Here is a 26597-nt window from a genome sequence, read left to right as displayed (position 1 = left end):
AAGCCTAATCAACTTTGACGCTGTAGGTTGTTTTGTAGTAGATTACAAAACAACTTACCCTGTTGAATAGCATCATCCACCGCAACATGGCTTAAGGGAATCTCCTCTAACCACTCTGGTGGTAAGTTTTCCTTGCCGGAATCACCATAGTTTCGTTGCAGAAAAGCCATCGCATAGGAGCGAATGTCTAATGCTGAATGCTTAAACGGGCTATCTCCCACAAATTTGAGCAAATACCAATAGACAAACATAAAATCGTAGGCAGCAGGATAAGCAACAAACACTGGCTTACCAGGTAATGCTTTTAACCAAGCGTGATATGACTGCATCACCTCTGCTGGTGGCTTGGGGTTTTCTCGACAAGCAGCCCAAGCCTCTGGCTGTGTTGACCACCATTTCATAGTTTTGGGATGACCTTCTGCACCTGGCAAAGTTTCTAGGTTTGCCGAAAAAGTGGCAATTAATTGTTTATCTGCGGTGTAAGCTGCCGAGCCAATACTCAGCATAGAATGAGGCCCAGGAATCGGCCCATCTGCTTCAATATCTGTGCTGACGTAGATTTCGGTAGTCACCTGTTTTTCCTATCTATCCAAACCAACAGTTTGATTTTAGACGGATGAGGCAGTTTCACGGGAGAAAATATGTGGAGCATTTCTCTAAAAAAACCAATTTCTAGCCGCTAGCCTCTCATCCCTAACCCTTCTTCTCAGGTGCAACCAAAGTAAACACCGTAATTTCAGGACGAGCAAACAACCGCAGATGCAAGCCTGTCATTCCTAAGCCTCGGTTGGTATATAAAAACATATTTTTGATTTGATATTTTCCCAAGTAATATTTTCTGGCTAAGGGTGGCAGAATCGGCGGAGTGATAAACGGTAAACGCACCTGTCCTCCGTGGGAATGTCCTGATAGTTGCAAATCAAACCGTCCTGTAGCTGCACTGGTAATTGCAAAGTCTGGTTCGTGTGCTAACAAAACGGCTGCACCTGCTTTGGGTAATTGCTGCATCACTACCTCTAGGCGGCCTTTACCCATCTGGAGATCATCTACACCCGCAATATGCAACATCGCATTACCTCGTTTTAAGGTGTAAATTGCATTACCCAGGTGGACAATATTGCTTTTTTCTAATGCTTGGATAATCTTTTGGGTGTCGTTTTCGTGGTCATGATTGCCTAATACTGCTACGGTTTGATCTTTGGGTGTGAGGTGAGTTAACGAAACCGTCAGCGATGGGATTAATTTTGGTAAGTTGCGAGTAACTAAATCACCTGTAATGGCTACTAAATCGGGTTTTTGTTGATTAACTAATCGCACTATCCGCTGCAAACGCTGAGTACTCATCCATTTATCGCGGTGGATATCGCTAATTTGGACGATGCGATAACCGTTAAATTCTGAGGCCAGGTTTGGTAATGTCAGTTGTAAAGAATTAATTTCAATCCAATTTGGTTCAATTAATTTGGCGTATAGTAACGTAAAAAAGCCCAGTAAAAAGCACCATCTTATACATCGAAAGGCTGATCTGCTGGCTTTTATCAACCACTTACGATTTCTCAAGGCATAATCTCCTTTGGCGTGAGTGCTATGTTTCCGGGGATTTGATGAAAGTTTTGATTAGTCCAAAAAAAATCAATCAAGACTTAACGTCGTTAAAATGAAGAAATGTGATATAGTATCTGTTTCTCTACGCCTGGTTTTATGGGACTGCCAATTGTTGCAATTATCGGCCGACCGAATGTCGGCAAATCTACCCTGGTTAATCGTCTCGCCGGGGAACAAACGGCGATTGTCCACGATGAACCGGGGGTAACACGCGATCGCACTTATCTGCCTGCTTACTGGAATGATCGCGAGTATTTAGTGGTAGATACAGGTGGTTTAGTCTTTAACGATGACACCGAATTTTTACCTCTGATTCGCCAACAAGCTTTAGCCGCGTTAGCAGAGGCGAGTGCAGCGATTTTTGTGGTGAATGGTCAAACAGGCCCCAACTCAGCTGATGAAGAAATTGCTGAGTGGTTACGCCAACAACCAGTACCAGTGTTACTGGCTGTGAATAAATGCGAATCACCAGAACAAGGCATAATTCAAGCTGCCGAATTTTGGGAATTGGGGTTAGGAGAACCATACCCGATTTCGGCAATTCATGGCAACGGTACAGGAGAATTACTCGACGAGTTAATTAAATACATTCCCCCAGTATCAGAAGTACCAGAAACCAACGAAATTAAAGTGGCGATTGTGGGTCGTCCAAACGTCGGCAAATCAAGTTTATTAAACGCTTTTGTCGGTGCAGAAAGAGCCATTGTTAGCCCGATTTCTGGGACAACCCGCGATGCCATAGACACCACAATTGAACGGGATGGGCAACAATATCGATTAATTGACACAGCTGGTATTCGCAAAAAGAAAAGCATCGAATACGGCACAGAATTTTTTAGTATTAACCGCGCTTTTAAAGCAATTCGTCGGGCTGATGTAGTGTTATTAGTTATCGATGCCCTTGACGGAGTGACCGAGCAAGACCAAAAATTAGCTGGGCGCATTATCGAAGAAGGTCGGGCTTGTATTGTTGTAGTTAATAAATGGGATGCAATTGAAAAAGACTCCCACACTATCTACGAATACGAAAGAAATCTGCAAGAACGGTTACATTTTACCGATTGGGCATCTACTATTTTCGTTAGTGCCTTAACGGGACAAAGGGTAGAAAAGATTTTAGAATTAGTCGTGGAAGCCGCCACAGAACACAAACGCCGCGTTAGCACATCGGTAATTAACGAAGTGCTAGAAGAAGCAGTGAGATGGCACTCACCACCAACTTCCCGTGGTGGTCGTCAAGGCAAAATTTATTATGGTACTCAAGTAACCACCCAACCACCAACCATTGCCTTATTTGTGAATGATGCCAAACGCTTTAACGATAACTACCGCCGCTATATCGAAAGGCAATTTCGGCAACAGCTAGGTTTTAAAGGTACACCTATTCGCTTATTCTGGCGGAGTAAAAAAATCCGTGATGTGGAAAGTGGTAGTGTTAACCGCGCAACTCGCGTTTAAAAGTGCTAGGTGCTGAGTGCTGAGTCTGGAGAAGTAAACTGTATTAAGTGTTAAATGTCAGAACAGAAGAGACAAGAAATAGAAACCATCACTTATGGTGTTATGGAAACTATAATACTCAGCACTCATAACTCAGCACTCAGCACTTCAAAATGGATTTACTGCGATCGCTACCACTAGGACTATATTTAGAACAACCGCAAACTTGGCTACATAAATTAGACCCGCGAGTCAAGTTTGTCTGGTTGATGAGTTTTTTGACAAGCTACAGCTTTGCTAACAATCAATGGCGTATTTTGTTAGTCTCACTGCTGATTATTTTTACTTTAATTGCTAGAATTCCACGGCGAGTCTGGCAACAACAAATGGGTTGGCTATTAACACTGTCATTTTTAGTATTATTAATTGCTGCTATCAGCCCTGATGGACTGGGGATCACCTATCAACCACGTTTACCAGCCAACGAACAAATTTTAACCCAGCCCAACCAACAACCAACTCCCAACTCCCCACTCAGCACTAAAAAATACTCTTACGTCTTATTTCATCAAGGGCCAGTCAAAGTTACTCGCCGTTCTTTAGATTTGGCAGTGCGTCTGAGTACGATTTTATTTACTGTAATTTACAGCACTAACTTATATCTACTGACAACCGCACCAGAAGAAATCACCACTGCCTTTGAAAGCATCATGCAGCCTCTACGCCGATTAAAAATTCCTGTCACGGAAATTACTTTAACTTTGACATTATCATTGCGGTTTATTCCTTTGGTTTTAGAAGAAGTACAAAATTTAATTCGTTCTGTGATGACCAGGGCGATTAATTGGAAAAAATTAGGCTTAAAAGGTGCAGTTAAAGTTTGGATGATAGTCGCAGAAAGACTGTTAGAAAATTTATTATTACGGGCGGAACAAATGGCAAATGCCATGATGGTGCGCGGTTTTACCAGTCCCAACGAACATAAAGTGCAGTGGCATGAATTAAAGCTAAAACGATGGGATTGGTTAGCGATCGCCACTTTAACTTTATTCTGGGGAGTGCGCCTAGTTTTAGGTAATCAAATTTAAGCTTTAAATTTATTATGATTAAGCCTTGGTATTGGCGATCGATCCCCTTAGAAAATCGTACAGGCTCAGAAATTTTCGCTGCCTTATTTCTTACAGACACACCATCACAAATCGCTACTCTCCTCGAAAGTCCTTACCCCACACCAACTAGTCAACCCCAACTCAGCCGCTATTCTATCTGTGCAGGCGCACCCCGCATCATCGACGGCGTACCGCAGATGTGGACACCGGGTTTAGGAAAGATTTTCCCGTTTTTAGCAGAATTACTGCAAAGTAGGGGTGTAGTTAACTCATCCTCTTCCCCCCTGCCCCCTGCCCCCTGCCCCCTGCCTCCCCCCCACCTCCCCTTCACCGGCGGCTGGCTAGGATGGCTTGGTTATGATGTGGCTTGGGAAATTGAACAGCTACCTTTTGCCAAATCTGATACTTTACCCTTCCCCGTAGCATATTGGTATGAACCCGAATCATTTGCGGTTTTAGATCATGCCGAACAAATTCTTTGGCTAGCAGCTAGTGACATTAATCATGTAGATAGGTTAAAAATTCTTTTAGAAGAAAAAAATTCAGGGAATTCACTCTACCAAGTTAACTCCTCAGAGAATACACCAATTAGTTTTAACCCTGAGTTCTTCACATCCCAGTCAGATTATGAAACATCCGTCAATTGTGCCAAAAAATATATTCAGGCTGGAGACATATTTCAGGCAAATCTTTCTTTGCGATTTTCCGCATCTACAAAAGCTTCTGGCTGGTCAATTTACCAAGCATTACACAAAATCAATCCTTCTCCTTTTGCCAGCTATTGGCGGACTCCCTGGGGTGAAGTAGTGAGTTGTTCGCCAGAAAGGTTGGTACTGTTACAAAACGGGCAAGCACAAACTCGACCAATTGCGGGAACGCGGTCTCGTGGTGCAACTCCAGAACAAGATCATCACCTGGCGCAAGAACTACTCAGCAACACCAAAGAACGCGCAGAACACATCATGCTAGTTGATTTAGAACGTAATGATTTAGGGCGAGTTTGCCAATGGGGCACAGTCACAGTTGATGAATTACTCACAATTGAACGATATAGCCACGTTATGCACCTGGTGAGTAACGTCAAAGGTACTCTAAAATCTGGCAAGAATGCCGTTGATTTAATTCGGGCTATGTTTCCTGGCGGCACAATTACAGGCTGTCCAAAAGTCCGGTGTATGGAAATTATCGAAGAACTAGAACCTGTAAGACGTAGCCTGTTCTACGGTTCCTGCGGCTATTTAGACTGGCGCGGTAACTTGGACTTGAATATCTTAATTCGTACCCTACTGTTAGCGCCTGTTTCCAGTGCAGGGGTGCAAGGGTGCAAGGGTGCAGGGGAAGAATTTCTTACACCCTACACCCCAATCAAAACCGTTTGGGGACAAGTAGGAGCAGGTATTGTTGCCGACAGCGATCCTGAAAGAGAATGGTATGAATCTCTGCACAAAGCTCAGGCACAACTAGCAGCCTTGAAAATGCTGAATCATTAGCTAGTCCCTAACCCCTAAATCGTTAGCAATTTTGCGCCACAAGGCAAGAATTATGGCAACATGGAGAGGAGCCAATATCAATTTCAATTTGAGAGCCATAGCAGTTAAAATCATGATTTTGATAGATGGATTGGTAAACCCAGACACAGACATTAAATTCCCAATCCCCAATCTCAAATCCAAAATAGTATTAGCTGTGGTTGGTGAGAACTTTGCAGGGTAAATCTCTTGGTTTTAGGCTCATCCACACAAAAAGCAAAGACTTTGTGATCTTGCTAAGACAAATCCAGTCTTGTTTGCGTTTATCCTTCCCACTTTTAGCTTTATCTGCTCATACAGCACTAGAGCGAGAACTTTATCAATGCTACAAAGGGCAGAATGTTAAACAAGTTCGCTTAGTATTGTCTAAATGTTTGGGCGAAAAGGTATTATCATCGTCTGAACATTTGTCTGGCACTAAGAAAAATATACATACTCCTACCTTGACTCCTAAATGACTTCAGAAAACTCCGAAATTTACATAAACCATCCAAACTGGGGCTTACTTTATCGGATTTGCTTGGTTGACGACAACCAAGATTTGTTCACTACACTTTATGCCCAACGCTTATTTTTTCTGGTCACAAACGACGTTAAAGGTATTAAATTTCAACCGATTGGACGCACTGAGGCCAGAATGATGTTAGAAAATCGTTTGCGGACTCTACGTCGTAATGGTTCATCTCAGGAGTACGATCAGCTTCAGAGTGTTTTCCAGCGCACCTTCCAATGAGTAGTTCGATTGACGAACGTATTACTTCTATTCGTTCCTCTTTACCAGCCTCAGTCAGGTTAATTGCTGTCAGTAAGCAAGTTCCGGCTGAGGCCATTCGCCTAGCTTATAACGCCGGAATTCGTGATTTTGGCGAGAGTCGTATCCAAGAAGCTGCTACTAAACAAGAGCAGTTACAAGATTTATCTGATATTACCTGGCATTTGATTGGCCATTTACAAAGCAATAAAGCCAAAAAAGCCTTAGAGTTATTTGAGTGGATTCACTCTGTCGATAATTTGAAATTGGCACAACGCTTAAATCAATTAGCGCAGCAGCTAGGAATTAGCCCGAAAGTGTGCCTACAAGTGAAAATTCTCCCCGATGCGAATAAGTCCGGGTGGAGTGTCCCCGAATTACTAGCTGACTTGACGGAACTTAACCAGTGTAAATTTTTACAAATTCAAGGTTTGATGACAATCCCGCCGCTCGGTTTAAGTGAGACAGAAATTTATGATGTATTTTATAGCACCAATCAATTAGCTCAAGAAATCCAGTTGCAAAACTGGTCAAACCTTCATATTCAACATTTGTCAATGGGGATGTCAGGTGATTATCAGCTAGCTGTCAAAGCAGGGGCGACGATGATTAGATTGGGAACTATTTTATTTGGCGATCGCAATTACAACAAGTAACAGGGAATAGGGAATAGGGAACAGGCTATTACGCTACTTACTATCCACTACACCCTATTCCGTATTTCAGTAGGTGAAGCTCTAGGTATGCTATCCACGCAATTTACCTAACTCCCTCGTACCATAAAACACTCATAAAAATATTAAAAAAAATCACAAATCATCAAAAAAACCGTAGTTTCAACTTTATATCCTGAAATCTTTGGGATATAATCTTGACTCATTATTGTATCTAGGTTATGGTACAGGCGTTTACAAAAGCGTCAGTTCATCATCCTTAGTTGTAATAGACGCTACAATCAGCGATAAAGTCACAAAATTGTTCGCCTGTCGTAGCGATTTCTAATGGCTACATGAACTTATAGCCAAGTCGATAAAGGTAATTTGCATCAGGAGCGTACCAAATGAACAATATATTTTCTAAACTTCGGGATTTCGTAGGGCTAAACGAGCAGGTAGAATACGAATATTACGAGGAAGAACCAGATACAGATAACTACCAAAATCTGTACCAAGAAGAAAATCCTCAACCTGCAACCGCTGAAGCCACTACACAGAATCGACGTTGGCGCGAACCCATGTCTACAATGGGTAGTGATGTAGCAACAGGATCAAAGTCTACGATGGGGAACGTAATTGGTATGCCAGGAGCAGTAAACGGGATTTCAGAAGTATTAGTACTTGAGCCTCGTACATTTGAAGAAATGCCCCAGGCTATTCAAGCTTTGCGTGAGCGGAAGTCAGTGGTTCTCAACTTGACAATCATGGATCCAGATCAAGCTCAAAGAGCAGTTGATTTTGTTGCTGGTGGAACTTACGCATTAGATGGACATCAAGAGCGAATTGGAGAAAGTATCTTTTTGTTTACACCAAGCTGCGTGCAAGTCAGCACCCAAGGTGGAGTTATTCATGAAGTACCACAACCACCAGCGCGTCCTGTACGTACTGCCCCAACTGCTACACCAAACTGGGGAAATGAACCTAATCGGATGGCACAATAAATTTAAACTAGTGAATAGTCCAGAGTCAAAAGTCAAGAGTCTAAAGTTTTTGACTCTAGGCTATTGACTATGGACTATTGACCATAAAGATAATGACTACAAAATTTGGTTTAATTGGTGGTGGGGTAATGGGAGAAGCGCTGTTATCCCGCCTTATTGCGCGTGCTATCTACCAACCTTCAGAAGTCATAGTTAGCGAACCCCAGCCAGCACGTCAAGCATTTTTACAGCAGCAATATAATGTAACTATCACTACAGATAACAGCTTGGTATTTCAGCAAGCTGAGGAAGTCATATTTTTAGCTGTGAAACCGCAGGTATTTAGCGCGATCGCACAAGAATTAGCAGATATAATTCTGACAGAACACTCTCCCTTGGTCGTCTCCATTTTGGCGGGAGTTTCGTTAGAGCAGCTAGAAGCAGCATTCCCTGGATTACCAATCATTCGAGCCATGCCTAACACCCCGGCAACTGTCGGGGCGGGAATGACAGCAATCTGTTTAGGAGCTTATACCCACGCCAAACACCAGCAAATCGCCCGGCAATTATTTTCGGCAGTGGGGGAAGTAGTTGAAGTTTCCGAAAGCTTGATGGATGCAGTCACAGGGCTATCGGGTAGCGGCCCAGCTTACGTATCTATCTTAGTGGAAGCCCTAGCCGATGGTGGAGTTGCTTCCGGTTTACCCAGAGGTATCGCCAATCAACTCGCTCTGCAAACAGTTTTAGGCACGGCACAATTACTGCACGAAAGCAAAATGCACCCTGCAGAACTCAAAGATAGAGTCACCAGTCCTGGCGGCACAACCATTGCTGGCATTAGTCAATTAGAAAAAGCTGGATTCCGTTCTGCTTTAATTGAAGCCGTCAAGGCGGCTACATTGCGATCGCAAGAATTGGGAAAATAAAAGTATGAAGTATGAAGTATGAAGTATGAAGTTTTATCCTCCTGCCTTTTGACTATTGACCAATAACAACTGGCTAAAGAAGTTTAAAAAATCAAGGATGAAAAAAATCAGTACATAAGTGTTCTGTCGATGGTTTGGTTAATTTCACACTTCATACTTCACACTTCATACTTTCTCTTGACAAATGCCGAAGTTGACAAAAGACCCGTTAATATAGTAAACAGTCTGGTTGCAAAAGTGATTGAGTGAATTATCCCGCAGCGTCTCCAGAACTTAATTTAGGGTTGATATTTCCCTTTGATCTGGATCAGTTTCAGAAAGATGCGATCGCGTCCCTTAATGCTGGACGGAGTGTCGTTGTGTGCGCCCCCACAGGTTCGGGCAAAACATTGGTAGGAGAATATGCCATTTATCGTGCCTTATCGCGCGGCAAGCGCGTATTCTACACCACGCCCCTCAAAGCGTTGTCGAACCAAAAATTACGTGATTTCCGTGAGACATTTGGCCCCGATTTGGTGGGACTTTTAACAGGAGATGCTTCCATTAACCGGGATGCACCAATTCTGGTGATGACCACAGAAATCTTCCGCAATATGCTTTATGGCACACCCATCGGGCAAGTCGGTACTTCCTTAGTCGATGTGGAAGCAGTGGTATTAGATGAATGCCACTACATGAACGATCGCCAACGGGGTACAGTTTGGGAAGAATCAATTATTTACTGTCCCCGAGAAGTGCAACTAGTCGCCCTGTCTGCCACTGTTGCCAACAGCGAACAACTCACAGATTGGTTAAATCACGTCCACGGCCCCACAGACTTGATTTACTCCGATTTTCGCCCAGTACCCTTGGAATTTCACTATTGCAATCCCAAAGGACTCTTCCCCTTACTGAATGACAGCAAAAATAAGATTAATCCCCGCTTAGTTAAAAAATACAAAAAAGGGCAAGGGGATAAGGGCAAAAATGGCAGACCAGAAGCTCCTGGTATTATCTACACCTTGAGCCAGCTACAACAACGGGATATGCTACCCGCCATTTACTTTATCTTCAGTCGGCGGGGATGCGATAAAGCCGTGGCAGAAGTGGGTGACTTATGGCTAGTAAATGGCGAAGAATCACAAATACTGCGCGAGCAAATCGATGAATTTTTAAGAAAAAACCCCGAAGCTGGGCGTTCTGGACAAATCGCCCCCCTGTATCGCGGCATTGCTGCCCACCACGCCGGAATTTTACCTGCTTGGAAAGTGCTAGTCGAAGAATTATTCCAGCAGGGATTGATTAAAGTGGTCTTCGCCACAGAAACCTTAGCCGCAGGGATTAATATGCCTGCCCGCACTACAGTTATTTCCACCCTGTCCAAGCGTACTGATACCGGACACCGCCTCTTAAACGCTTCTGAGTTTCTGCAAATGGCAGGTCGGGCGGGACGGCGAGGGATGGATAAACAAGGTCATGTGGTGACAGTCCAAACTCCTTTTGAAGGCTCAAAGGAAGCAGCATATCTGGCAACCTCGAAACCAGACCCATTAGTCAGCCAGTTTACGCCTAGCTACGGGATGGTGCTGAACTTGCTGCAAACTCACACCATAGAACAAGCTAGAGAACTGGTAGAACGCAGTTTTGGGCAGTATATAGCCAACTTGCACCTCAAACCAGAATACGATGAGATTGCCCAATTACAAGCTCAACTCGCCCAACTCAGAGAACAAATCGCTGCCATAGACGAAAACGAAATCGCTGTTTATGAGAAATTGCGCCAACGGCTGAAAGTTGAACGCCAGTTATTGAAAACGCTGCAAGAACAAGCCCAAGATGACCGTCAAGAAGAATTGTTCATGATGTTGGGCTTTGCTGTTTCTGGGACACTGTTAAGCCTGAAAGGGAAAAATATCACAGTGTCTACACCTATACCAGCAGTGTTAGTGGGTAAAAGTCCTGGTTCTGGTCAAGCACCATATTTAATTTGCTTGGGGCAAGATAACCGTTGGTATGTGGCGACAACTGCGGATGTGGTAGATTTATATGCTCAATTACCCCGCATTGACGTGCCAGCAGATATTCTGCCACCGCCAGAAATGCCCTTTAAGCCGGGACAGTCGCGCCGAGGGAATGAACAAACAGCCGCGATAGCCCAACTGATTCCCAACCCCAGTGAATCGTTAAATCTGCCACCAGAAGTCGCCGAACAACTCAGTCGTGTGACCGCAATTCAAGAACAGTTAGAAAATCATCCCCTGCATCAATCTGGCAATGCTGGCAATATTTTCAAACGCAAAGCACGCTATGTGGAACTTGAAGCCGAACTCGAACACTTACAAGGGCAAGTTGAACAACAATCACAACGTCATTGGGAAGAATTTCTCAATTTAATTGAGATTTTGCAACATTTTGGCTGTTTGGATAATCTAGTGCCAACCCAACTAGGTCAAATTGCTGCTGCTATTCGTGGCGAAAATGAATTGTGGTTAGGTTTAGTCTTTGCTAGTGGTGAACTCAACCAATTAGATCCGCACCACCTAGCAGCCGCAGTCGCCGCCTTAGTGACAGAAACCCCGCGTCCAGATAGTAAGGTCAACTTTGACTTGAGTGAAGAAGTTGCAGAACGCTTGAAACAATTACGGGGAATCCGTCGCCAAATGTTCCAACTGCAACGCCGCTATAACGTAGCATTACCGATTTGGTTAGAATTTGAGCTAATTGCCCTTGTTGAACAGTGGGCTTTAGGTATGGAGTGGACAGAACTCTGTGGTCACACCAGCTTAGATGAGGGTGATGTCGTCAGAATTTTACGCCGAACTTTGGATTTATTATCTCAAATTCCTCACGTTCCCCATTTATCAGATGTTTTGCAGCGCAATGCCTACCGGGCGATGCAGTTAATTGATCGATTCCCGGTGAATGAAGTAGTTGAATGAGGCGACTATATCGCCTCTCTACACAATTTATGTAAATAGTGCAAAATTAAGGGGTTTGTAGCCACACAACTACAAACCCCCTAAAAATATAGTGGTATTTGCTCCAGGATTAGTCATTAATTTTGGTTAAAAATGCTTCTTTTGGTTTGCTATTGACGATAAAGTCAATGAATATAGCTGTTCTTAATAAACTAAGTTGCCACTACCCCGTAACTGTCGCAAAGAATTGATGCAGTAAGGACAATCGCATTTAAAGATTCTAATAGCAGCATCGCTTTCTTCGTCTGTAAAATTCAGTTCTGCAATGTTGACGTTAGATGGCTGCGATGAAACCACCATAGATTTAGGTGCTGGTGGTGCTTTTGGATCTCTTTCCGAATCTCGAATACAAACAAAGTCCTTCAGACCGTGGGGATTAGTGATACATGTACGACCATCGTCTGTATGAATTAAACGTTGGGTTAGGTTAACGCTAGCGTGGGCTGGGTTGATGATTGCCAACGTAGACATCAGCGAACTAAAAATTGCCGAACTAGAAAGCAAATTAAGTATTAATTTCTTGCTCATAGGTCTCCTAATGAAACTTACATAAATGCCAAGCCTATCCGATTCACATTTACTGGTCAAGTCGGTGTAAATCAGTAATATCAAAGTTTGATGATGTTTTTAGGCTAATTCTACTTTTTTTGCAGAAAAAACAGAATTATACTTATTGTTCCCTATTAATAAGTAAATTAGAAACAAATTTTTGATGAAGGTGCAATTAATTGGTTTTCATACTGTCAGTACTTATGCACAAAGATGGTCTATTGCGAATTGCGTTAGCGAGCCTGCGAGCGTCATTGGTAATTGTGAATTGGAGATGACCTTTGTTTACTGGTCAACAACAGAACATAAATTAAAGAAATGCACGGTGGTAAAATTTAATATCTTGTGTTATCTGCTTAATAATCGGTTTTAGTGACTAGCTGCCACTCATGGTCATGGAAAAATTTGTCCATACTTGAAAAGCGAAAGCTATTACTAGGGAAAAGTTGACCGATGAGTTAAACCGTTTCATCTGCGTACGAGGTATTTGATGTCTACTCAAACCCATCCTTCAGTTTTGAAAAAAACAGCAAGTGTAGCTATGTCTACACCTGTACAAGCAACTTTGTTTGTTTCATTGTGTGCTTTAACACTTTGGACAGTTTATTTTACGACTAACCCAGCCATTCACGATCGCGTCCACTCGTTACGCCACCATACTTTACTAGTAGGTTGTCATTAGTAGCATTTTGTGATCAATCGATGGGTAGAGAGATAAGAAATTTAAACTCTTCTACCCATAATTGAGAAAATCCATCAAAATGATGGCGATCGCTAGGGCTAGAAACGCTGGTCTAGCCGCTTCTGGAGATATGCTGAAAATCAAAAAGTTAAAGTTTTATTTACTCATCAGTGCGATTTTTGCCTTGATGAGTATCGGTGTTTATCACTCAGTGGGCTTTTCACAATCGCCTCAACCAAGAGTGCAATTAACTACTGAACCACCTATTAGTCAAATCATCCCTTTTGAGGCTGAAGCTCGTAAACTACAATTGCCTGTCAAATTAACACTGCAAGCAGTAGACGCAGCAGGTAAACCATTAACAAATGCCAATATTAATTTAAAAATCTTTACTCCTGCGAGAAATCCTTGGTTTACTACAGATTTCCCCATTGTAGAAGGCACTAAATTATTAGATATACAAGCGATCGCTCCTCAAGGGCAATTGCAATTCCAGCAAATTTTACCAATTCGGGGTAATTACCAACTACAAGTAAATGTTACCCCCATAACGCCTAATGCTTTTACTCCCATTCAACAAAACCTGAATTTATCAGTTCCTGAAAATGGGGTGAAATATCGCAACTTCGCCATTCTCGCTATCATCTTATTGCTGGTTGGTTTAGGTGGCGGTTGGGTAATTGGAGGAAGGCAAGAAACTCAACCAGGAGAAATTGCGCCCCAACGGGTAAGATTATTGTTGAGTGGTGCAACTTTGGTGGCTATTATTGCTTTGTTGGTGGTTAATCTGAGTGCGGAAATTGCACAATCGCAGACATCTCATGGAGAACATCATAATCACCATGCATCTGCAACTGCACCGGAAGGAGAACATCACCATCACGGTTCTGCGGCTGAACCACAAGCCGATAATTATGGCATTGTGAAACAACAAGGTTTAGAAGTGCAACTGTTGGGCGATGGAAGTGCGACAGTCGGCAAAACTGATAAATTACAAGTGCAAGTTGTTGATGAAAAAACCAAACAGCCTGTTTCTGATGTGTTGGTAAACATCAAAACAAAGTCGCTGGAAGATGGCTGGGTTCCCTTCGCTTATCAAGGTATTCCAGATACAAACGGGAGACTATCTTGGGAACAGCAATTTTTTGATGGCGCACCCCACAATGTTTTGGTAGAAGTTTCGCCTCAGCCAAACGCATCACGTCAGTTCTCCCCACTGCGAGTGCAGAAAAATGTGGATGTAGAAGGAGTTGCGCCACCCGTATCAATTCGCTTAATTGTGCTGGCTTATCTCACCGGAATCATCATTATTGGTTTGTTAGTGGGAATGCAGCTAAGACGCAAATTAACACCACAACACTAAGGCTGTACCTGTTGAATTAGGTTTTGTGTTTGTTGATAGCTTGCGGTGTCGCCTTGCTGACGGAAAAGTGTTGCGGCTTGCTGTAAATCCGCGATCGCGTTACGCTGATCTCCTAAAGCATATTTAGCCAGTCCGCGATTACCGTAAGCATCTGCTAAATTTGGATTCAAGCTAATTGCTTGATTAAAGTCAGCAATTGCAGCTTGGGGATTTTGTTGTTTAAAGTAAGCCAGTCCCCGATTATAGTAAGCATCTACAGACTGCGGATCAATTTTGATTGTGCTGTTAAAGTCGGCAATTGCTTTTGGTAAATTTCCCATTTGGGCATAAACCGTTCCCCGACTATTATAAGCGTCTATATGCTGGGGATTGAGTTTGAGTGCTTGGTTAAAGTCGGTAATTGCGGCACTTAAGTCTCCAATTTGTGATTTAGCTAAACCCCGCAGACAAAAACCTTCGTAAAATTTGGGATTCTGCTGTACTACTTTATCAAAATCTGCGATCGCTGCCCGAAAATCGCCTTGTTCTAACTTCTGTACCCCTTGTTGATAAGATTCCTGAAAATTTCTTTGATTATTTGGTGTATTTGCATAGACAAGTGTAGGTGCTGCACCAAACAAAATTGTCATTCCCAAAACTGCAACTTTTTGCTGGATATACTTCACAAATTTTACCCCTTCACATTTGCAGTATTTTCCTTCTTTGATTATTCTAACCAGATAACCAACCAGAAATAGTTTGCAATAACAACCAAGCATTTAAAATAATGATGGCGATCGCTACTAACCATGATAAGCTTTTTAACCACCAAGGATTCACAAATTCACCCATCAAGCGGCGATTACTAGTAAACATGACTAACGGCACTACAGCAAATGATAGTTGTAAACTTAAGATTACTTGACTAAAAATCAATAAATTACTTGTACTTTTTTCGCCAAAATAAATAATAGAAATCAAAGCAGGCACAATTGCAATTATTCTGGTTAAAAATCTGCGTAACCAAGGTTTCAGGCGTAAATTTAAAAAGCCTTCCATGACAATTTGTCCGGCTAAAGTTGCGGTGAGGGTGGAACTTTGCCCAGACGCTAATAAAGCTAAACCAAAAATTGCACTAGCCGCATTTACACCTAACAAGGGAGATAGTAATTGATAAGCATCTTGAATTTCTGCCACATCCTGATGTCCAGAAAAGTGAAATGTTGCTGCTGCTACAATTAAGATTGCCGAATTAATTAAAAGTGCAAAACATAAAGCAAATGTCGAGTCAATTGTACCAAATTTAATCGCTTCCCATCGCTTTTCGGTAGTGGGTTGCCAAGCGCGTGTCTGGACAATTGAAGAGTGCAAATATAAATTATGCGGCATAACTGTAGCACCCAAAATGCCAATAGCAATATATAGCATTCCTGGATTTTGTAAAATTTCTACTTTGGGAGTATAACCTAATAAAATTCCGCCCCAATCAGGACGCGAAAACATCATTTCAACTGCAAAACATAAACTGACAGTTCCTACTAACATAATTACTAAGGCTTCTGTATAACGAAAGCCTTTTTTTTGCAGTAATAACAATCCAAATACATCTAATGCTGTAATGCACACACCCCAACTTAAGGGAATACCAAAAAGTAATTGTAGCGCGATCGCACTTCCTAAAACTTCGGCTAAATCACAAGCTGCGATCGCAATTTCACACAACAACCATAACCCAAAACTCACACGCGGGCTAAAATAATCTCGACAAGCTTGGGCTAAATCTTTTCCCGTCGCTACCCCTAACCGCACACACAGCGATTGCATTAAAATCGCCATCAAGTTAGAAAGCATAATCACCACTAGCAGTGCATAGCCAAATTTAGCTCCACCAGCTATATCAGTCGCCCAGTTTCCCGGATCAATATATCCTACAGAAACTAGATATCCTGGCCCTGCATACGCCAATATTTTTCGCCAAAAACTTTTGGTCTGAGGGATTTTTATACTGCGGTAAACTTCGGGTAAGCTTGGCTTTTTCGCCGTATTTTCCAAAAAAGGCATTTGTGTATACTCTAATTTTCATAATTATCTCATAATCTGCCAAAAGTTGGAGATGCTGTCATCTTTCGCCAGGTGAATTTATCCATATTCACATTGACTGAAACTTTCTCACATCATTTATTACAGTCATTCAACTAGTGATTGATAAAGATTCTCTTTCTTAAAAAATTCAACTTGCATAAAATAGCAATTTCTCATAAATTTGAATATACGCTCATATATTAAAGAAACAAGGATTTAGCCAAAATGCAACATAAAATACATTCAGAACATTCCGATTGTTGCAGTCATGATCATCATGAGAATCATAACCATAACCATGAGCATCATCACGATGATAATCATAACCATGACCACGGCGGAGAATTTAGTTTCAAAAATGAAATATATTCTCTAATTGTGATTGGTATTTTGTATATATCTGGGCTAATTTTTGAACAACAATTACATAACACACCTTATGCAATTGGTGAATATTTAGTTTTTATTCCCGCCTACCTTCTGAGTGGTTGGACTGTGTTAAAAACAGCCGGACGTAATATCCTCAAAGGGAGAATTTTTGATGAAACATTTTTAATGACAATTGCCACACTCGGAGCTTTAGCAATTCATAAATTACCTGAAGCTGTAGGTGTGATGTTATTTTACAAAATAGGCGAATTATTTCAAGATGTGGCTGTAAGCCGTTCGCGTAACTCCATCAAAGCTTTATTAGAAGTCCGCCCAGATTATGCCAATCTGGAAACAGAAGGTACTATCAATAAAGTTTCTCCAGAAGCAGTAAAAATTGGCGACATCGTAGTTATTAAACCAGGCGAAAAAATTCCTTTAGATGGGGAAATTATTACCGGAAATTCCCAAGTTGATACATCAGCTTTAACCGGGGAATCTGTACCACAAACCGTTAGAATTGGCGATACCGTATTAGCTGGTTCCATCAATCAAGTTGGATTGCTCAAAATTCAAGTCACCAAACTATTTAATGAATCTTCTATTGCCAAGATTTTAGACTTAGTACAAAATGCCAGAAGTAAAAAAGCAGAAACAGAAAAATTCATTACAAAATTTGCTCGTTATTACACGCCAATAGTTGTTTTCATCTCTCTAGCAGTCGCCATATTACCACCTTTAATAATTCCTGGGGCGACATCTTCAGAATGGGTTTATCGAGCTTTGATATTATTAGTAATTTCTTGTCCCTGTGGATTGGTTATCAGTATACCCCTGGGTTATTTTGGGGGAATTGGCGGTGCTGCCAAACGCGGTATTTTGATTAAAGGTTCGATGTTTTTGGATACATTAACTACAGTTAAAACAGTAGTATTTGATAAAACAGGAACTTTAACAAAAGGGGTATTTAAAGTAGTCGAAATTGTCCCATTTAACGGCTATAGCCAACAAGAAATACTAGAGTTAGCCGCCAAAGTAGAAGCTCATTCCAATCACCCCATCGCTCAATCAATTCGCGCAGAATATGGTGAAGATTTTGATATTTCCGAAGTGTCGAATTATGAAGAAATAGCCGGGCAGGGAATTAAAGCAAATGTAGGTAATAAACTAGTATTAGCAGGAAGCGATCGCCTACTCCATCAAGAGCAGATTACCCATGACAATTGCGACGTAAAAGGCACAGTTGTACATCTAGCAGTAGATAATATTTACGCTGGATATATTATGATTGCAGATGAGTTAAAAGCCGATGCTAAAACAGCGATACAAGCACTCAAAAAAATCGGCGTAGAAAGAACAGTCATGTTAACAGGAGATAATCAGGCGATCGCGGCTAGAATTGCTCAACAAATTGGTATAGACTCTTATATTGCCGAGTTATTACCAGAAGAAAAAGTCTCGGCAATGGAAAAGTTAATTAGCACGAATCCTAAACATGATAAAGTCGCTTTTATTGGTGATGGCATTAACGATGCACCTGTAATTGCTAGAGCCGATGTTGGTATGGCAATGGGTGGTTTAGGCTCAGATGCAGCCATTGAAACTGCCGATATCGTCATCATGACAGATGCACCTTCTAAAGTAGCTACAGCAATTCAAATTGCCAGAAAAACCCGCCAAATTGTTTGGCAAAATATTAGTTTCGCCTTAGCAATTAAAATTGCATTTATTGGCTTAGGAATTTTAGGTGTCGCAACCATGTGGGAAGCTGTATTTGCTGATGTGGGTGTAGCCTTGCTGGCGATTTTTAACGCCACAAGAGTGATGAAATAAGCAAGAATTCAGGAATAAGTAATGAGGAACTGTAGCTAATCATAGTCGTCAGTTAAATTACTACTACTTAAACGAGAAAACAGTGAATCTACCCATCAAAAACATCACAACGGCTGTGTTAGCTTTATTAATTAGCTACTCAGCCAACCCAGCAATTGCATTACCACAAAATAGCTCTCATAATTTCACCCTTGCTCAATCAAAACCTTTAAACGATACTTTAATTGTGCCTGGTGAAAGAGTTGGCCCTATTACCCGCACCACCACCAAAAAAGATTTAGTCAAGCTATTTGGTCAATCTCGCGTAGTGGATAAAACTATTTCTGGTGCAGAAGGAATCGGGAGTTTTGCCGCTACTCAGTTAAACTTAGGCCGAGAGCGATCGCTTTTGGTAGTCTGGAGTGATAACACTCGCACTAAACCCCTAGATGTACGGAACTTAGGTACAGCGTGGAAAACCCGCGAAGGTATCGGTGTTGGTACTCCTTGGAGTGAGTTATGCCAAAAATTAGGCAACTTTAAACTTTATGGATTAGCCTGGGATTATGGCGGGACTATCTTGCTAGACAGCAGCAAACTCTCTCGCTACCAAGGTAAACTTATTCTGCGCGTAGACGCTACAGCCAATGCCGCCCAAAAATACCCTAGAGACTATAATGCAGTCTTAGGTGATAGCATATTTTCCTCTAGTAATCCCCATTGGAAACCTCTAGGGATCAAGGTAGCACAGTTGATTGTTTCACTAAACCCAGACCAATAGTGTTACAATATCGAATCTGAAATTTGCCTATGAGTGGAAATGATAATTTTTTAGCTTCTAGCAATGAAAATTGGAATCTTAAATTAATTGGTGTTTATTTATACCATTTTCGATTTCTACAATAGCTATACTTATCTTTAGGTTCTACCTGGGAATGATGAAGTGGCTTTGCCACTTCTTTTTATTTAAGCATTAACTTATGAAAGAAAAAGTAAAAAGTCGCGTTTAACTTTTCACTTTTTGGTGTTAATTAGTCATTAGTCAAATCATCGCGCCATTGATTTTGAGTAGCTTGCGGTTCCACTTCACGCCGTGCCAAATTCCAAGTACTCCATAAAAGTGGCTTTTGCTGTTCAATATGATTGATAAACTGCATAATTGCTTGATCGGCTTTAATCGGTGTTTTTAAATCAAAACGAATTGTCCGAAAAACTTTTTCATCATCCTGAATAAAATGTTCACCTACAAGCTTCGTTACCCAAAATATCAACTGATTAAATAATCTGCCAAAAAGATGACTACGTTTTTTGAGCATAAAGATAGTTTGTCCTTCTGTTTTGCCAGACTCCAAAAGACGTAAGGCAAACATCATGTGTAAACCCAAAAAATCAGGGCCAAGTGAAACTATCCCCGTACTACCATACCAGTAACAGATACTATAGTTAATGGGGTGTTTGAATAGAGAACGAATCAGCTTAGTGAAAGAATGACCTCTGCGAATATCTGTAATATTCGTAAAAATAATCACATTGTGATTATATTCTTCTTTGTCAAAGATAACTTCTAATGGTAACTTGTGAACTGTATTAAAATGTTGAGCATCAATCGCATTAATCAACACTACATTCGGATGACAGTTTTTCACAAAGTGAAACCCAAAAGTAATATCAAACTGCTGTTGTTGTAAATCTGGAATAAATGGTAGGGGTTGTTGTGGTGTTTCCCCAGTCCAAATCCAAATCATGCCGTACCCTTCATTTGTGGGCCAAGTTTTTAATTTAATCGGCAGTGGCTCATCTAAACAGGGAATTTCTACACAGATTCCTTGATTGTCAAATTTCCAATGATGGAAAAAACAGCGTAATTCGTTGCCTTCTATTCTGCCTTCAGCAAGGTGCGCTCCCATATGAGGACAGTAGGCATCACAAATAACTACTCTTTTATCTTGACCACGATAAACTACTAACTTTCTCCCTAAAATAGTAACTGGCTTTACCTCACCTATTCGCAGATTTTGTGATGGCATTACCCAATACCAGCCTTCAACAAAACGCTCTGGATTATTAAAAGTTTTAGGTTTACGCATCGAAGTAAAATTCTGCGAGTTAACATTCATTTTCGAGATTCACTAGAAGTGAAGGGGTTCCTCTAGGAATATCATGTTAATTTCATCAAAACGGTTATTTTCAGTACTGGCAGAAATAGGAAATTGATTAATTTGATAATTTTTTATATTTATATATAAGCCAAATGTCATATTTTTGGCATATCTTATAAATCAAATTAAGTTAAAAGCTAATTATTATAAATGATTGTAAAAATGAGACTGCGGTAAATACTATTGTAATTTTAAAATATTAGATTTTCTTCAATAAATTTAAAAGTTAGTGTTTCTAAAAATAAGAGTCAAAGGATAATATTCCTTTAACTCTTATTTTTAGAATAAGTCTATAGCAGTCATGAATGGGTTCTCAGAAACTACTGCCTACTGCCTAATTCCGCAACTATTTTTTGTCAGTAATCGAAAAAATTAGGCTGCGGGATAGCCAGCTTCTGCTAAAGCCTCCTTGATTGTTTGCTCAGAAACGTGAGTTTCTACATTTACAAGCTTAGTTTTCGGATCGGCTTCAACAACCGCATTGGCATCAACTGTTTTGACGGCATTAGTAATGTTGTTTGCACAGGCAGAACAAGCCATGTTGGGAACTGTAAGTGTCAGTGTCATAGTTGTCAGATATTAAACGATAAGACTATTTAGACCAAGCTTGATACCATTGTTACATTTGCGGAAATTCAGCAGTTTGTGATTTGAAGATTTCTTCAGCTAAGTTGCGAATTTCACGATGAGTTGCATGATTAGCTACCATCCTGGAGGACATCATTACTGGCGGAATCATCTGTCGCACAAATTCTTTATCAAAGTCAGAGGCATTTTTTAATGATTCTAGATTCCTCTTTATACCCATCATTTCTGAGTGCATAGACATTCCTTGCATAGCTTGGCCTTTACTATGATGCACCCCCATACCAGTTTTTGGAGTAGCAGAGACTTCACTGCCACACCATTTTGGCAAAGGTACTGCAACAAACAATATAAAATTGTCGAAGCTCTTGGTGAAATTTTGCCCTTTGGGCAAGGCAGAAGGCCAGAGGTGAAAAAATTTTAAGGTAAGCTTTTACAGCTTATCCAAATTAAGTTGAAAATCAGCATTAAATTTCTCTTTAGTTGTATTTCTTCTAGCATGAATCTGCTGCGTCAAAATGCTAGCAGCAGATTCATCCAAGGCTATGAAATAATTTTGATTGGTGTTGTTGTATTCAATTTTGCAAAGTCCATCATTTACTGCTTACCATGTCACTGAAGACCAAAACTAGGGATTTTTGCTTAAGTTCTCATCAAAGTAGCAGGATGTTGCGCTTATTTCTGTATTTTTTGCTGAGTTTGCTGTGTGTCTTGGGTTCACCTGTGCTGGCGTTAGTGCCTAATCCTCTCAACGCTTCATCGACAAATACGATGGTATCGCCTTTGCAAGAAGGCAAGACGCTTTATGATGGTGGACGTTTTGCTGAAGCGGTCAAAGTTTTGCAACAAGCAGCACAAGAATATCGCCAACAGCAAGACGCACTGAAATTAGCCATTACCCTGAGTAATTTATCCCTCGCTTACCAGCAACTAGGTGCATGGACAGAAGCAGAGCAAGCCATTGCTGAAAGTTTGCAACTACTACAAGGCAGTCAAAATCAGCAAATATTCGCCCAATCACTCTTAATTCAAGGTCGTTTGCAGCTGTCAATGGGTAAAGCTGAGGCAGCTTTAGTCACTTGGCAACAAGCGGCAACTATTTATCAGCAGGCAAAAAATACTAGTGGCGTGGTGCGATCGCAAATCAATCAAGCCCAGGCGTGGCGGACTCAAGGTTTTTACCGTCGTGCATTACAAATTTTAGCAGCATTACAGCAGCAGTTAGAAGCGCAACCAGATTCTCTGGAAAAAGCTGTGGGATTGCGATCGCTTGGTGATGCACTGTTAGTATCAGGTGATTTACAAAAATCCCAAAAAGTTCTCGCCCAAAGTCGGGAGATAGCCACAAACCTCAAATCTGTGGATGAGATGGGAGCCAGTTTGTTGAGTTTGGCAAATAACGCGCGCAAACAACAAGACAACCAACAAGCGATCGCTTATTATCAACAAGCGATGGAAATCTCCCCCTCACCTTTAGGCAAAATTCAAGCACAACTGAATTACCTCAGCTTACTCATAGAAATTAACCAATTAGCACAAGTCCCAGCTTTATTAACTGCGATTCAATCCCAAATTAACCAACTTCCTCCTAGCCGTGCAGCAATATATGCTCAGATTAATTTTGCTCAAAGTTTAATTAAGTTGGGGATTGATTCTCAATTTGCGCTCGCCAAGCCCCAACAAATCGTTCAACTTTTAGCCGCAACAGTAAACGCATCAAGCAGTCTAGGCGATCAGCAGGCTGAAGCTTACGCACTTTTGACTTTGGGTAATGTCTACGAGCAAACTAAGCAATGGAAATATGCCCAAACCCTCACCGAAAAAGGTTTAGTGTTAGCACAGTCTACAAATACACCCGATATTGCCTATCACTTGCAGTGGCAGTTAGGGCGATTGCTGCGGCAGCAAAATCAACTTCCAGGTGCGATCGCGGCTTATGATGCAGCTGTGGATACTTTAAAATCTTTGCGTAGCGACTTAGCCGCAGTTAGTCAATACGTTCAATTTAACTTTCGAGATAGTGTGGAACCAGTTTATCGCCAATCAGTCGAGTTATTATTACTGCAAGCAAAAACCGATAGTACAATTTTAGAGCGCGTACGGGAACGGATTGAAGCTTTGCAATTAGCAGAATTAGATAATTTCTTTCAAGAAGCTTGTTTGCAAGGTAAAAAAGTCGCCCTTGATAAAGTGGTAGACAAGCAAAATCCCAACACAGCAATTTTATATCCGATTATTCTGCCTGACGAAATTCAGGTAATTGTCAAACTACGTGACCAAAAACTACACAATTACAGTACCAAAATTCCCCAAAAAGAAGTAGAAAACATCGTCTCCAGTCTGCGTACAGCTTTAGTCAATCCAACTGCTACTCGCACGATTAAAACCCAATCACAAATAGTTTACGACTGGTTAATTAAACCTATTGAGTCGGAGTTATCAGCCACTAAAGTTGATACCCTCGTGTTTGTCCTGGATGGAATATTGCGTAACATTCCAATGGCTTCGCTGTTTGATGGGGAAAAATTCTTAATTGAAAAATATGCGATCGCCTTAAATGTCAGTTTACAATTACAAAATCCTCAACCTCTAGTCAAGCAGCAACTTAAAGGTTTAATTGCCGGATTATCTGAACCACCACCAGGATTTCCCAACTTCTCGCCATTACCTGCGATTAAATCTGAGGTTAATTTAATTGCTCAAGCAGGCGTTTCTACAACTAATCTTATTGACAAACAATTCACCAGTCAAGCATTAGCAAAAGAGGTGAATAATGTTCCTTTTAATGTTGTCCATTTAGCCACTCACGGCCAATTTAGTTCCAGTGCCGAGCAAACTTTTATATTAGCTGCTGATGGGCCAATTCATGTTAAGCAACTTGATAACCTCCTGCGAAATAGGAACGCCAACCAAACAAAAGCAGTCGAATTATTAGTATTAAGTGCTTGTCAAACAGCAATGGGTGACAACCGTGCAGCTTTAGGACTTGCAGGTACAGCCATTCGTGCTGGTGCTAGGAGTACATTGGCTTCTTTGTGGCAAATCGATGATGAATCAACAGCTTTGTTTGTGAGTGACTTTTATCAAGAACTCAAAAAAGGCAACATCAGCAAAGCTAAAGCTCTTCGTCATGCTCAACTAACTATGCTTAATCATCCCAATTACAAAGCCCCCAGCTTTTGGTCTGCTTATGTATTAATTGGTAATTGGTTGTAATAAAATTGTGCTGAATAAGATACCCGATTTTTTATCAAATCAGGTATCTTATTGTTAACCAATGATTCAAAAATGCTAGAGTTTATAACAATTTTTATTTGCCTATTACCTTGTTAATCACTTCTGAGGCTTGTTTGCCTAAACTTTGAGAATTTTCGGCTTGTTCTTCTTTTAAATTATTTTTATATGCTTTTTCTAAAGTGTTGAGATTTTGCGAATCTTTTATCGCTTGTTCGTAAGCTGCTTGTCTATCTTCTTCTTGAATTCCCACACCTGGATCATATTCATTGGCACGGTTGATTTTTTCTTCAGTATTAGGCTTAAACTCTGGCGGAATTAGCTTTAACTCTTCTTGGGTAGTGGCATAACTTGGCTGTTGAATGCTGAGAAAAACCCCTGATATCATGATAAAAATGATAGAACCAACAATTACCACACCTGTGCTGACTATTTGCTTCAAAGATAGAATAAATCTAGACATTTGATACTCCTTGAATTTGCAGTTATGTCTGTATTTTTCAGCAATAAATGTCTTTTTAAGACACACAGGCATCCTAAATGTTTAGATATATTTTTACTTCTATCTGGGGGTACATTAACTGTTTCATGTATCCCTCTTTTGGTATTAGACTGGTTTTGATGTTCTGATAGCAGTTTTTTTCAAGGTGCGATCGCTACTAAATAAATACCATTCTGAGAGTAGATGCTCATCAAGGCAAAACAGCAGTTAAGCAGAAAAGTAGGTTGGGTGTAGCGATAGCGTAACCCAACAAAGTATGCTCGGATGTTGGGTTTCGTTCCTCAAACGCCAGTTGCTTCATGTCGGGGAACCCGCCCAACGCACTGGCTCCCCAACCTATGCCAGAATTGGTTTTTAGTCTTAACCCAAGCGTATTGAATTATAAAAAGCAGAACTGAAGATGATCCTCTCTACTCCAGCAGTCCCCATCAAATTTATTTAATTTTATTTTATAAAAAATATTTATTAATTCTAGGATATTTTATTTTTTACTCATATTAAACTATGGGTAAAGCGGTTATTACCAAATAAGAACTACACCCTAGTATTTCATGATGAATCAGTCTAACAATAGTGGCATAATCGAACAATTTGTCAATACAGTGATGGGAGTCAAAACTGGTAAGCAAGAACATTCTCAGATATCGGTATCTACCAAACCAGAGATAGATATCAAAGCAGTTTTGGTTTATAAACTAGGCACTATTTTCCAAATAGGAACAATGATTGGTGTCTTGTTGGGGATGGAAAAATTAGTCACATTGATTGATAATAATTCAGCGATTCCCAGTTGGGTTAGCACATTTTTGACCGGATTACTTTTTGCCGTATTTAGTATCCGTTCTCGAATATTTTCGCTGTTAGATAATACCCGTTCTCGTCAAACCTACGACCAAGTAATTAGACCAAAATGGGCGCCACCTCCTTTAGTATTTCCCATTGTCTGGATGATGATAGCGGTTTTGCGAGTGATTTCTTCTGTATTAGTGTGGCAGGCAATGAATCACCACTTTTTAGTGTGGCCTTTAATTTTATTTGTGGTGCATCTGGCTGTAGGTGATACTTGGAATACAATTTTTACAGTAGAACGCAGATTAGGTGCGGCTGTTCCTGTAGTAATTTTTGGCCCTTGGTTATCTGCTTTAGTAGTAACAGCGCTTTACTGGCAAACTAATCCTTATGCTGGAATAATTTTGTCATTCTCTTGTGTCTGGCTGACTGTAGCTGCTGTATTAGTCTTGAGAATTTGGCAATTAAATGGTTCGGAGCCATTGTATCCATTAAAACGCACACCTGTGGAGCATCAATAATTTTCTCAACTTTAGCGAGAA

The 26597-nt window shown here is 40.9% G+C and carries 25 protein-coding genes; 16 read left to right on the top strand and 9 right to left on the bottom strand.

Annotated features, from left to right (window positions below; all coding sequences use genetic code 11):
* Positions 1–8: 8 nt before the first annotated feature.
* Complete coding sequence (locus H6G69_RS05940) at positions 9–572, bottom strand: exonuclease (RefSeq protein ID WP_190683090.1); 564 nt, start codon at positions 570–572, stop codon at positions 9–11.
* A gap of 121 nt (positions 573–693) precedes the next feature.
* The gene (locus H6G69_RS05935) at positions 694–1560 is read right to left on the bottom strand and encodes a metallophosphoesterase (RefSeq protein WP_190683086.1); all 867 of its coding nucleotides are present in this window, start codon (positions 1558–1560) and stop codon (positions 694–696) included.
* A 141-nt stretch (positions 1561–1701) separates the two neighbouring features.
* Between H6G69_RS05935 and der the strand changes: the two genes are divergently transcribed.
* From der to H6G69_RS05890, 10 genes are all read left to right on the top strand, one after another.
* A complete protein-coding gene (gene der, locus H6G69_RS05930; RefSeq protein ID WP_190683083.1) occupies positions 1702–3063 on the top strand; it encodes a ribosome biogenesis GTPase Der in 1362 nt (453 codons plus the stop codon).
* A gap of 54 nt (positions 3064–3117) precedes the next feature.
* The gene (locus tag H6G69_RS34330) at positions 3118–3243 is read left to right on the top strand and encodes a hypothetical protein (protein ID WP_277883351.1); all 126 of its coding nucleotides are present in this window, start codon (positions 3118–3120) and stop codon (positions 3241–3243) included.
* Positions 3216–4130, top strand: coding sequence for an energy-coupling factor transporter transmembrane protein EcfT (locus H6G69_RS05925; protein WP_190683079.1), 915 nt, complete (start codon positions 3216–3218; stop codon positions 4128–4130). The genes H6G69_RS34330 and H6G69_RS05925 overlap by 28 nt, the downstream gene beginning before the upstream one ends.
* A gap of 14 nt (positions 4131–4144) precedes the next feature.
* On the top strand, positions 4145–5641 hold the full coding sequence (locus tag H6G69_RS05920) for an anthranilate synthase component I (protein ID WP_190683075.1): 1497 nt from the start codon (positions 4145–4147) through the stop codon (positions 5639–5641).
* 52 nt (positions 5642–5693) lie between these two features.
* On the top strand, positions 5694–5864 hold the full coding sequence (locus H6G69_RS05915) for a hypothetical protein (protein WP_190683072.1): 171 nt from the start codon (positions 5694–5696) through the stop codon (positions 5862–5864).
* Positions 5865–6134: 270 nt separating this feature from the next.
* The gene (gene pipX, locus H6G69_RS05910; protein WP_190683070.1) at positions 6135–6413 is read left to right on the top strand and encodes a transcriptional coactivator PipX; all 279 of its coding nucleotides are present in this window, start codon (positions 6135–6137) and stop codon (positions 6411–6413) included.
* Positions 6410–7087: a YggS family pyridoxal phosphate-dependent enzyme gene (locus H6G69_RS05905; RefSeq protein WP_190683067.1), complete on the top strand. Its 678-nt coding sequence runs from the start codon at positions 6410–6412 to the stop codon at positions 7085–7087. Before pipX ends, H6G69_RS05905 begins: the two co-directional genes overlap by 4 nt.
* 404 nt (positions 7088–7491) lie before the next feature.
* Complete coding sequence (locus tag H6G69_RS05900) at positions 7492–8088, top strand: cell division protein SepF (protein WP_190683064.1); 597 nt, start codon at positions 7492–7494, stop codon at positions 8086–8088.
* A 92-nt stretch (positions 8089–8180) separates the two neighbouring features.
* Entirely contained in the window at positions 8181–8993 is an 813-nt protein-coding gene (gene proC / locus H6G69_RS05895) for a pyrroline-5-carboxylate reductase (RefSeq protein ID WP_190683062.1), read from the top strand.
* Positions 8994–9238: 245 nt separating this feature from the next.
* A complete protein-coding gene (locus H6G69_RS05890) occupies positions 9239–11911 on the top strand; it encodes an RNA helicase (RefSeq protein ID WP_190683059.1) in 2673 nt (890 codons plus the stop codon).
* 183 nt (positions 11912–12094) lie between these two features.
* On the opposite strand, the gene H6G69_RS05885 is transcribed toward H6G69_RS05890, so the two are convergent.
* On the bottom strand, positions 12095–12478 hold the full coding sequence (locus H6G69_RS05885) for a hypothetical protein (protein ID WP_190683056.1): 384 nt from the start codon (positions 12476–12478) through the stop codon (positions 12095–12097).
* Between the two features lie 511 nt (positions 12479–12989).
* Here H6G69_RS05885 and H6G69_RS05880 point away from each other — a divergent pair.
* Both H6G69_RS05880 and H6G69_RS05875 read left to right on the top strand, forming a co-directional pair.
* Positions 12990–13181: a CbtB-domain containing protein gene (locus tag H6G69_RS05880; RefSeq protein ID WP_190683053.1), complete on the top strand. Its 192-nt coding sequence runs from the start codon at positions 12990–12992 to the stop codon at positions 13179–13181.
* Between the two features lie 61 nt (positions 13182–13242).
* Complete coding sequence (locus tag H6G69_RS05875; RefSeq protein ID WP_242071991.1) at positions 13243–14544, top strand: hypothetical protein; 1302 nt, start codon at positions 13243–13245, stop codon at positions 14542–14544.
* On the opposite strand, the gene H6G69_RS05870 is transcribed toward H6G69_RS05875, so the two are convergent.
* Both H6G69_RS05870 and H6G69_RS05865 read right to left on the bottom strand, forming a co-directional pair.
* Positions 14541–15209, bottom strand: a complete 669-nt coding sequence (locus tag H6G69_RS05870; protein WP_190683050.1) for a tetratricopeptide repeat protein — start codon at positions 15207–15209, stop codon at positions 14541–14543. The two genes, H6G69_RS05875 and H6G69_RS05870, sit on opposite strands and share 4 nt — an antisense overlap.
* 46 nt (positions 15210–15255) lie before the next feature.
* A complete protein-coding gene (locus tag H6G69_RS05865; protein WP_190683047.1) occupies positions 15256–16584 on the bottom strand; it encodes an Nramp family divalent metal transporter in 1329 nt (442 codons plus the stop codon).
* Between the two features lie 246 nt (positions 16585–16830).
* On the opposite strand from H6G69_RS05865, the gene H6G69_RS05860 reads away from it, so the two are divergent.
* Positions 16831–18807 carry a heavy metal translocating P-type ATPase gene (locus H6G69_RS05860; protein ID WP_190683044.1) on the top strand — a complete coding sequence of 659 codons (1977 nt, stop codon included), beginning with the start codon at positions 16831–16833 and terminating at the stop codon, positions 18805–18807.
* Between the two features lie 82 nt (positions 18808–18889).
* Positions 18890–19567 carry a hypothetical protein gene (locus tag H6G69_RS05855; RefSeq protein ID WP_190683041.1) on the top strand — a complete coding sequence of 226 codons (678 nt, stop codon included), beginning with the start codon at positions 18890–18892 and terminating at the stop codon, positions 19565–19567.
* 250 nt (positions 19568–19817) lie between these two features.
* On the opposite strand, the gene H6G69_RS05850 is transcribed toward H6G69_RS05855, so the two are convergent.
* From H6G69_RS05850 to H6G69_RS05840, 3 genes are all read right to left on the bottom strand, one after another.
* On the bottom strand, positions 19818–20903 hold the full coding sequence (locus H6G69_RS05850; protein ID WP_190683038.1) for an aromatic ring-hydroxylating dioxygenase subunit alpha: 1086 nt from the start codon (positions 20901–20903) through the stop codon (positions 19818–19820).
* Positions 20904–21317: 414 nt separating this feature from the next.
* Positions 21318–21512 carry a heavy-metal-associated domain-containing protein gene (locus tag H6G69_RS05845; protein WP_190683035.1) on the bottom strand — a complete coding sequence of 65 codons (195 nt, stop codon included), beginning with the start codon at positions 21510–21512 and terminating at the stop codon, positions 21318–21320.
* A 52-nt stretch (positions 21513–21564) separates the two neighbouring features.
* Positions 21565–21879 carry a DUF305 domain-containing protein gene (locus H6G69_RS05840; protein ID WP_242071990.1) on the bottom strand — a complete coding sequence of 105 codons (315 nt, stop codon included), beginning with the start codon at positions 21877–21879 and terminating at the stop codon, positions 21565–21567.
* A 317-nt stretch (positions 21880–22196) separates the two neighbouring features.
* Here H6G69_RS05840 and H6G69_RS05835 point away from each other — a divergent pair, with 317 nt between their 5' ends.
* The gene (locus H6G69_RS05835; protein ID WP_242071989.1) at positions 22197–24746 is read left to right on the top strand and encodes a CHAT domain-containing protein; all 2550 of its coding nucleotides are present in this window, start codon (positions 22197–22199) and stop codon (positions 24744–24746) included.
* A 94-nt stretch (positions 24747–24840) separates the two neighbouring features.
* Here H6G69_RS05835 and H6G69_RS05830 read toward each other — a convergent pair whose 3' ends face one another.
* A complete protein-coding gene (locus H6G69_RS05830; protein ID WP_190683028.1) occupies positions 24841–25227 on the bottom strand; it encodes a hypothetical protein in 387 nt (128 codons plus the stop codon).
* Between the two features lie 593 nt (positions 25228–25820).
* Here H6G69_RS05830 and H6G69_RS05825 point away from each other — a divergent pair.
* The gene (locus H6G69_RS05825) at positions 25821–26576 is read left to right on the top strand and encodes a TspO/MBR family protein (RefSeq protein WP_190683716.1); all 756 of its coding nucleotides are present in this window, start codon (positions 25821–25823) and stop codon (positions 26574–26576) included.
* The last annotated feature ends 21 nt before the right edge of the window (positions 26577–26597 follow it).

The sequence above is a fragment of the Nostoc sp. FACHB-110 genome, assembly GCF_014697425.1.
GTDB lineage: Bacteria > Cyanobacteriota > Cyanobacteriia > Cyanobacteriales > Nostocaceae > Nostoc_B.
Note: the sequence above shows the minus strand (reverse complement) of the source record. Positions and strands in the feature narration are given on the sequence as shown.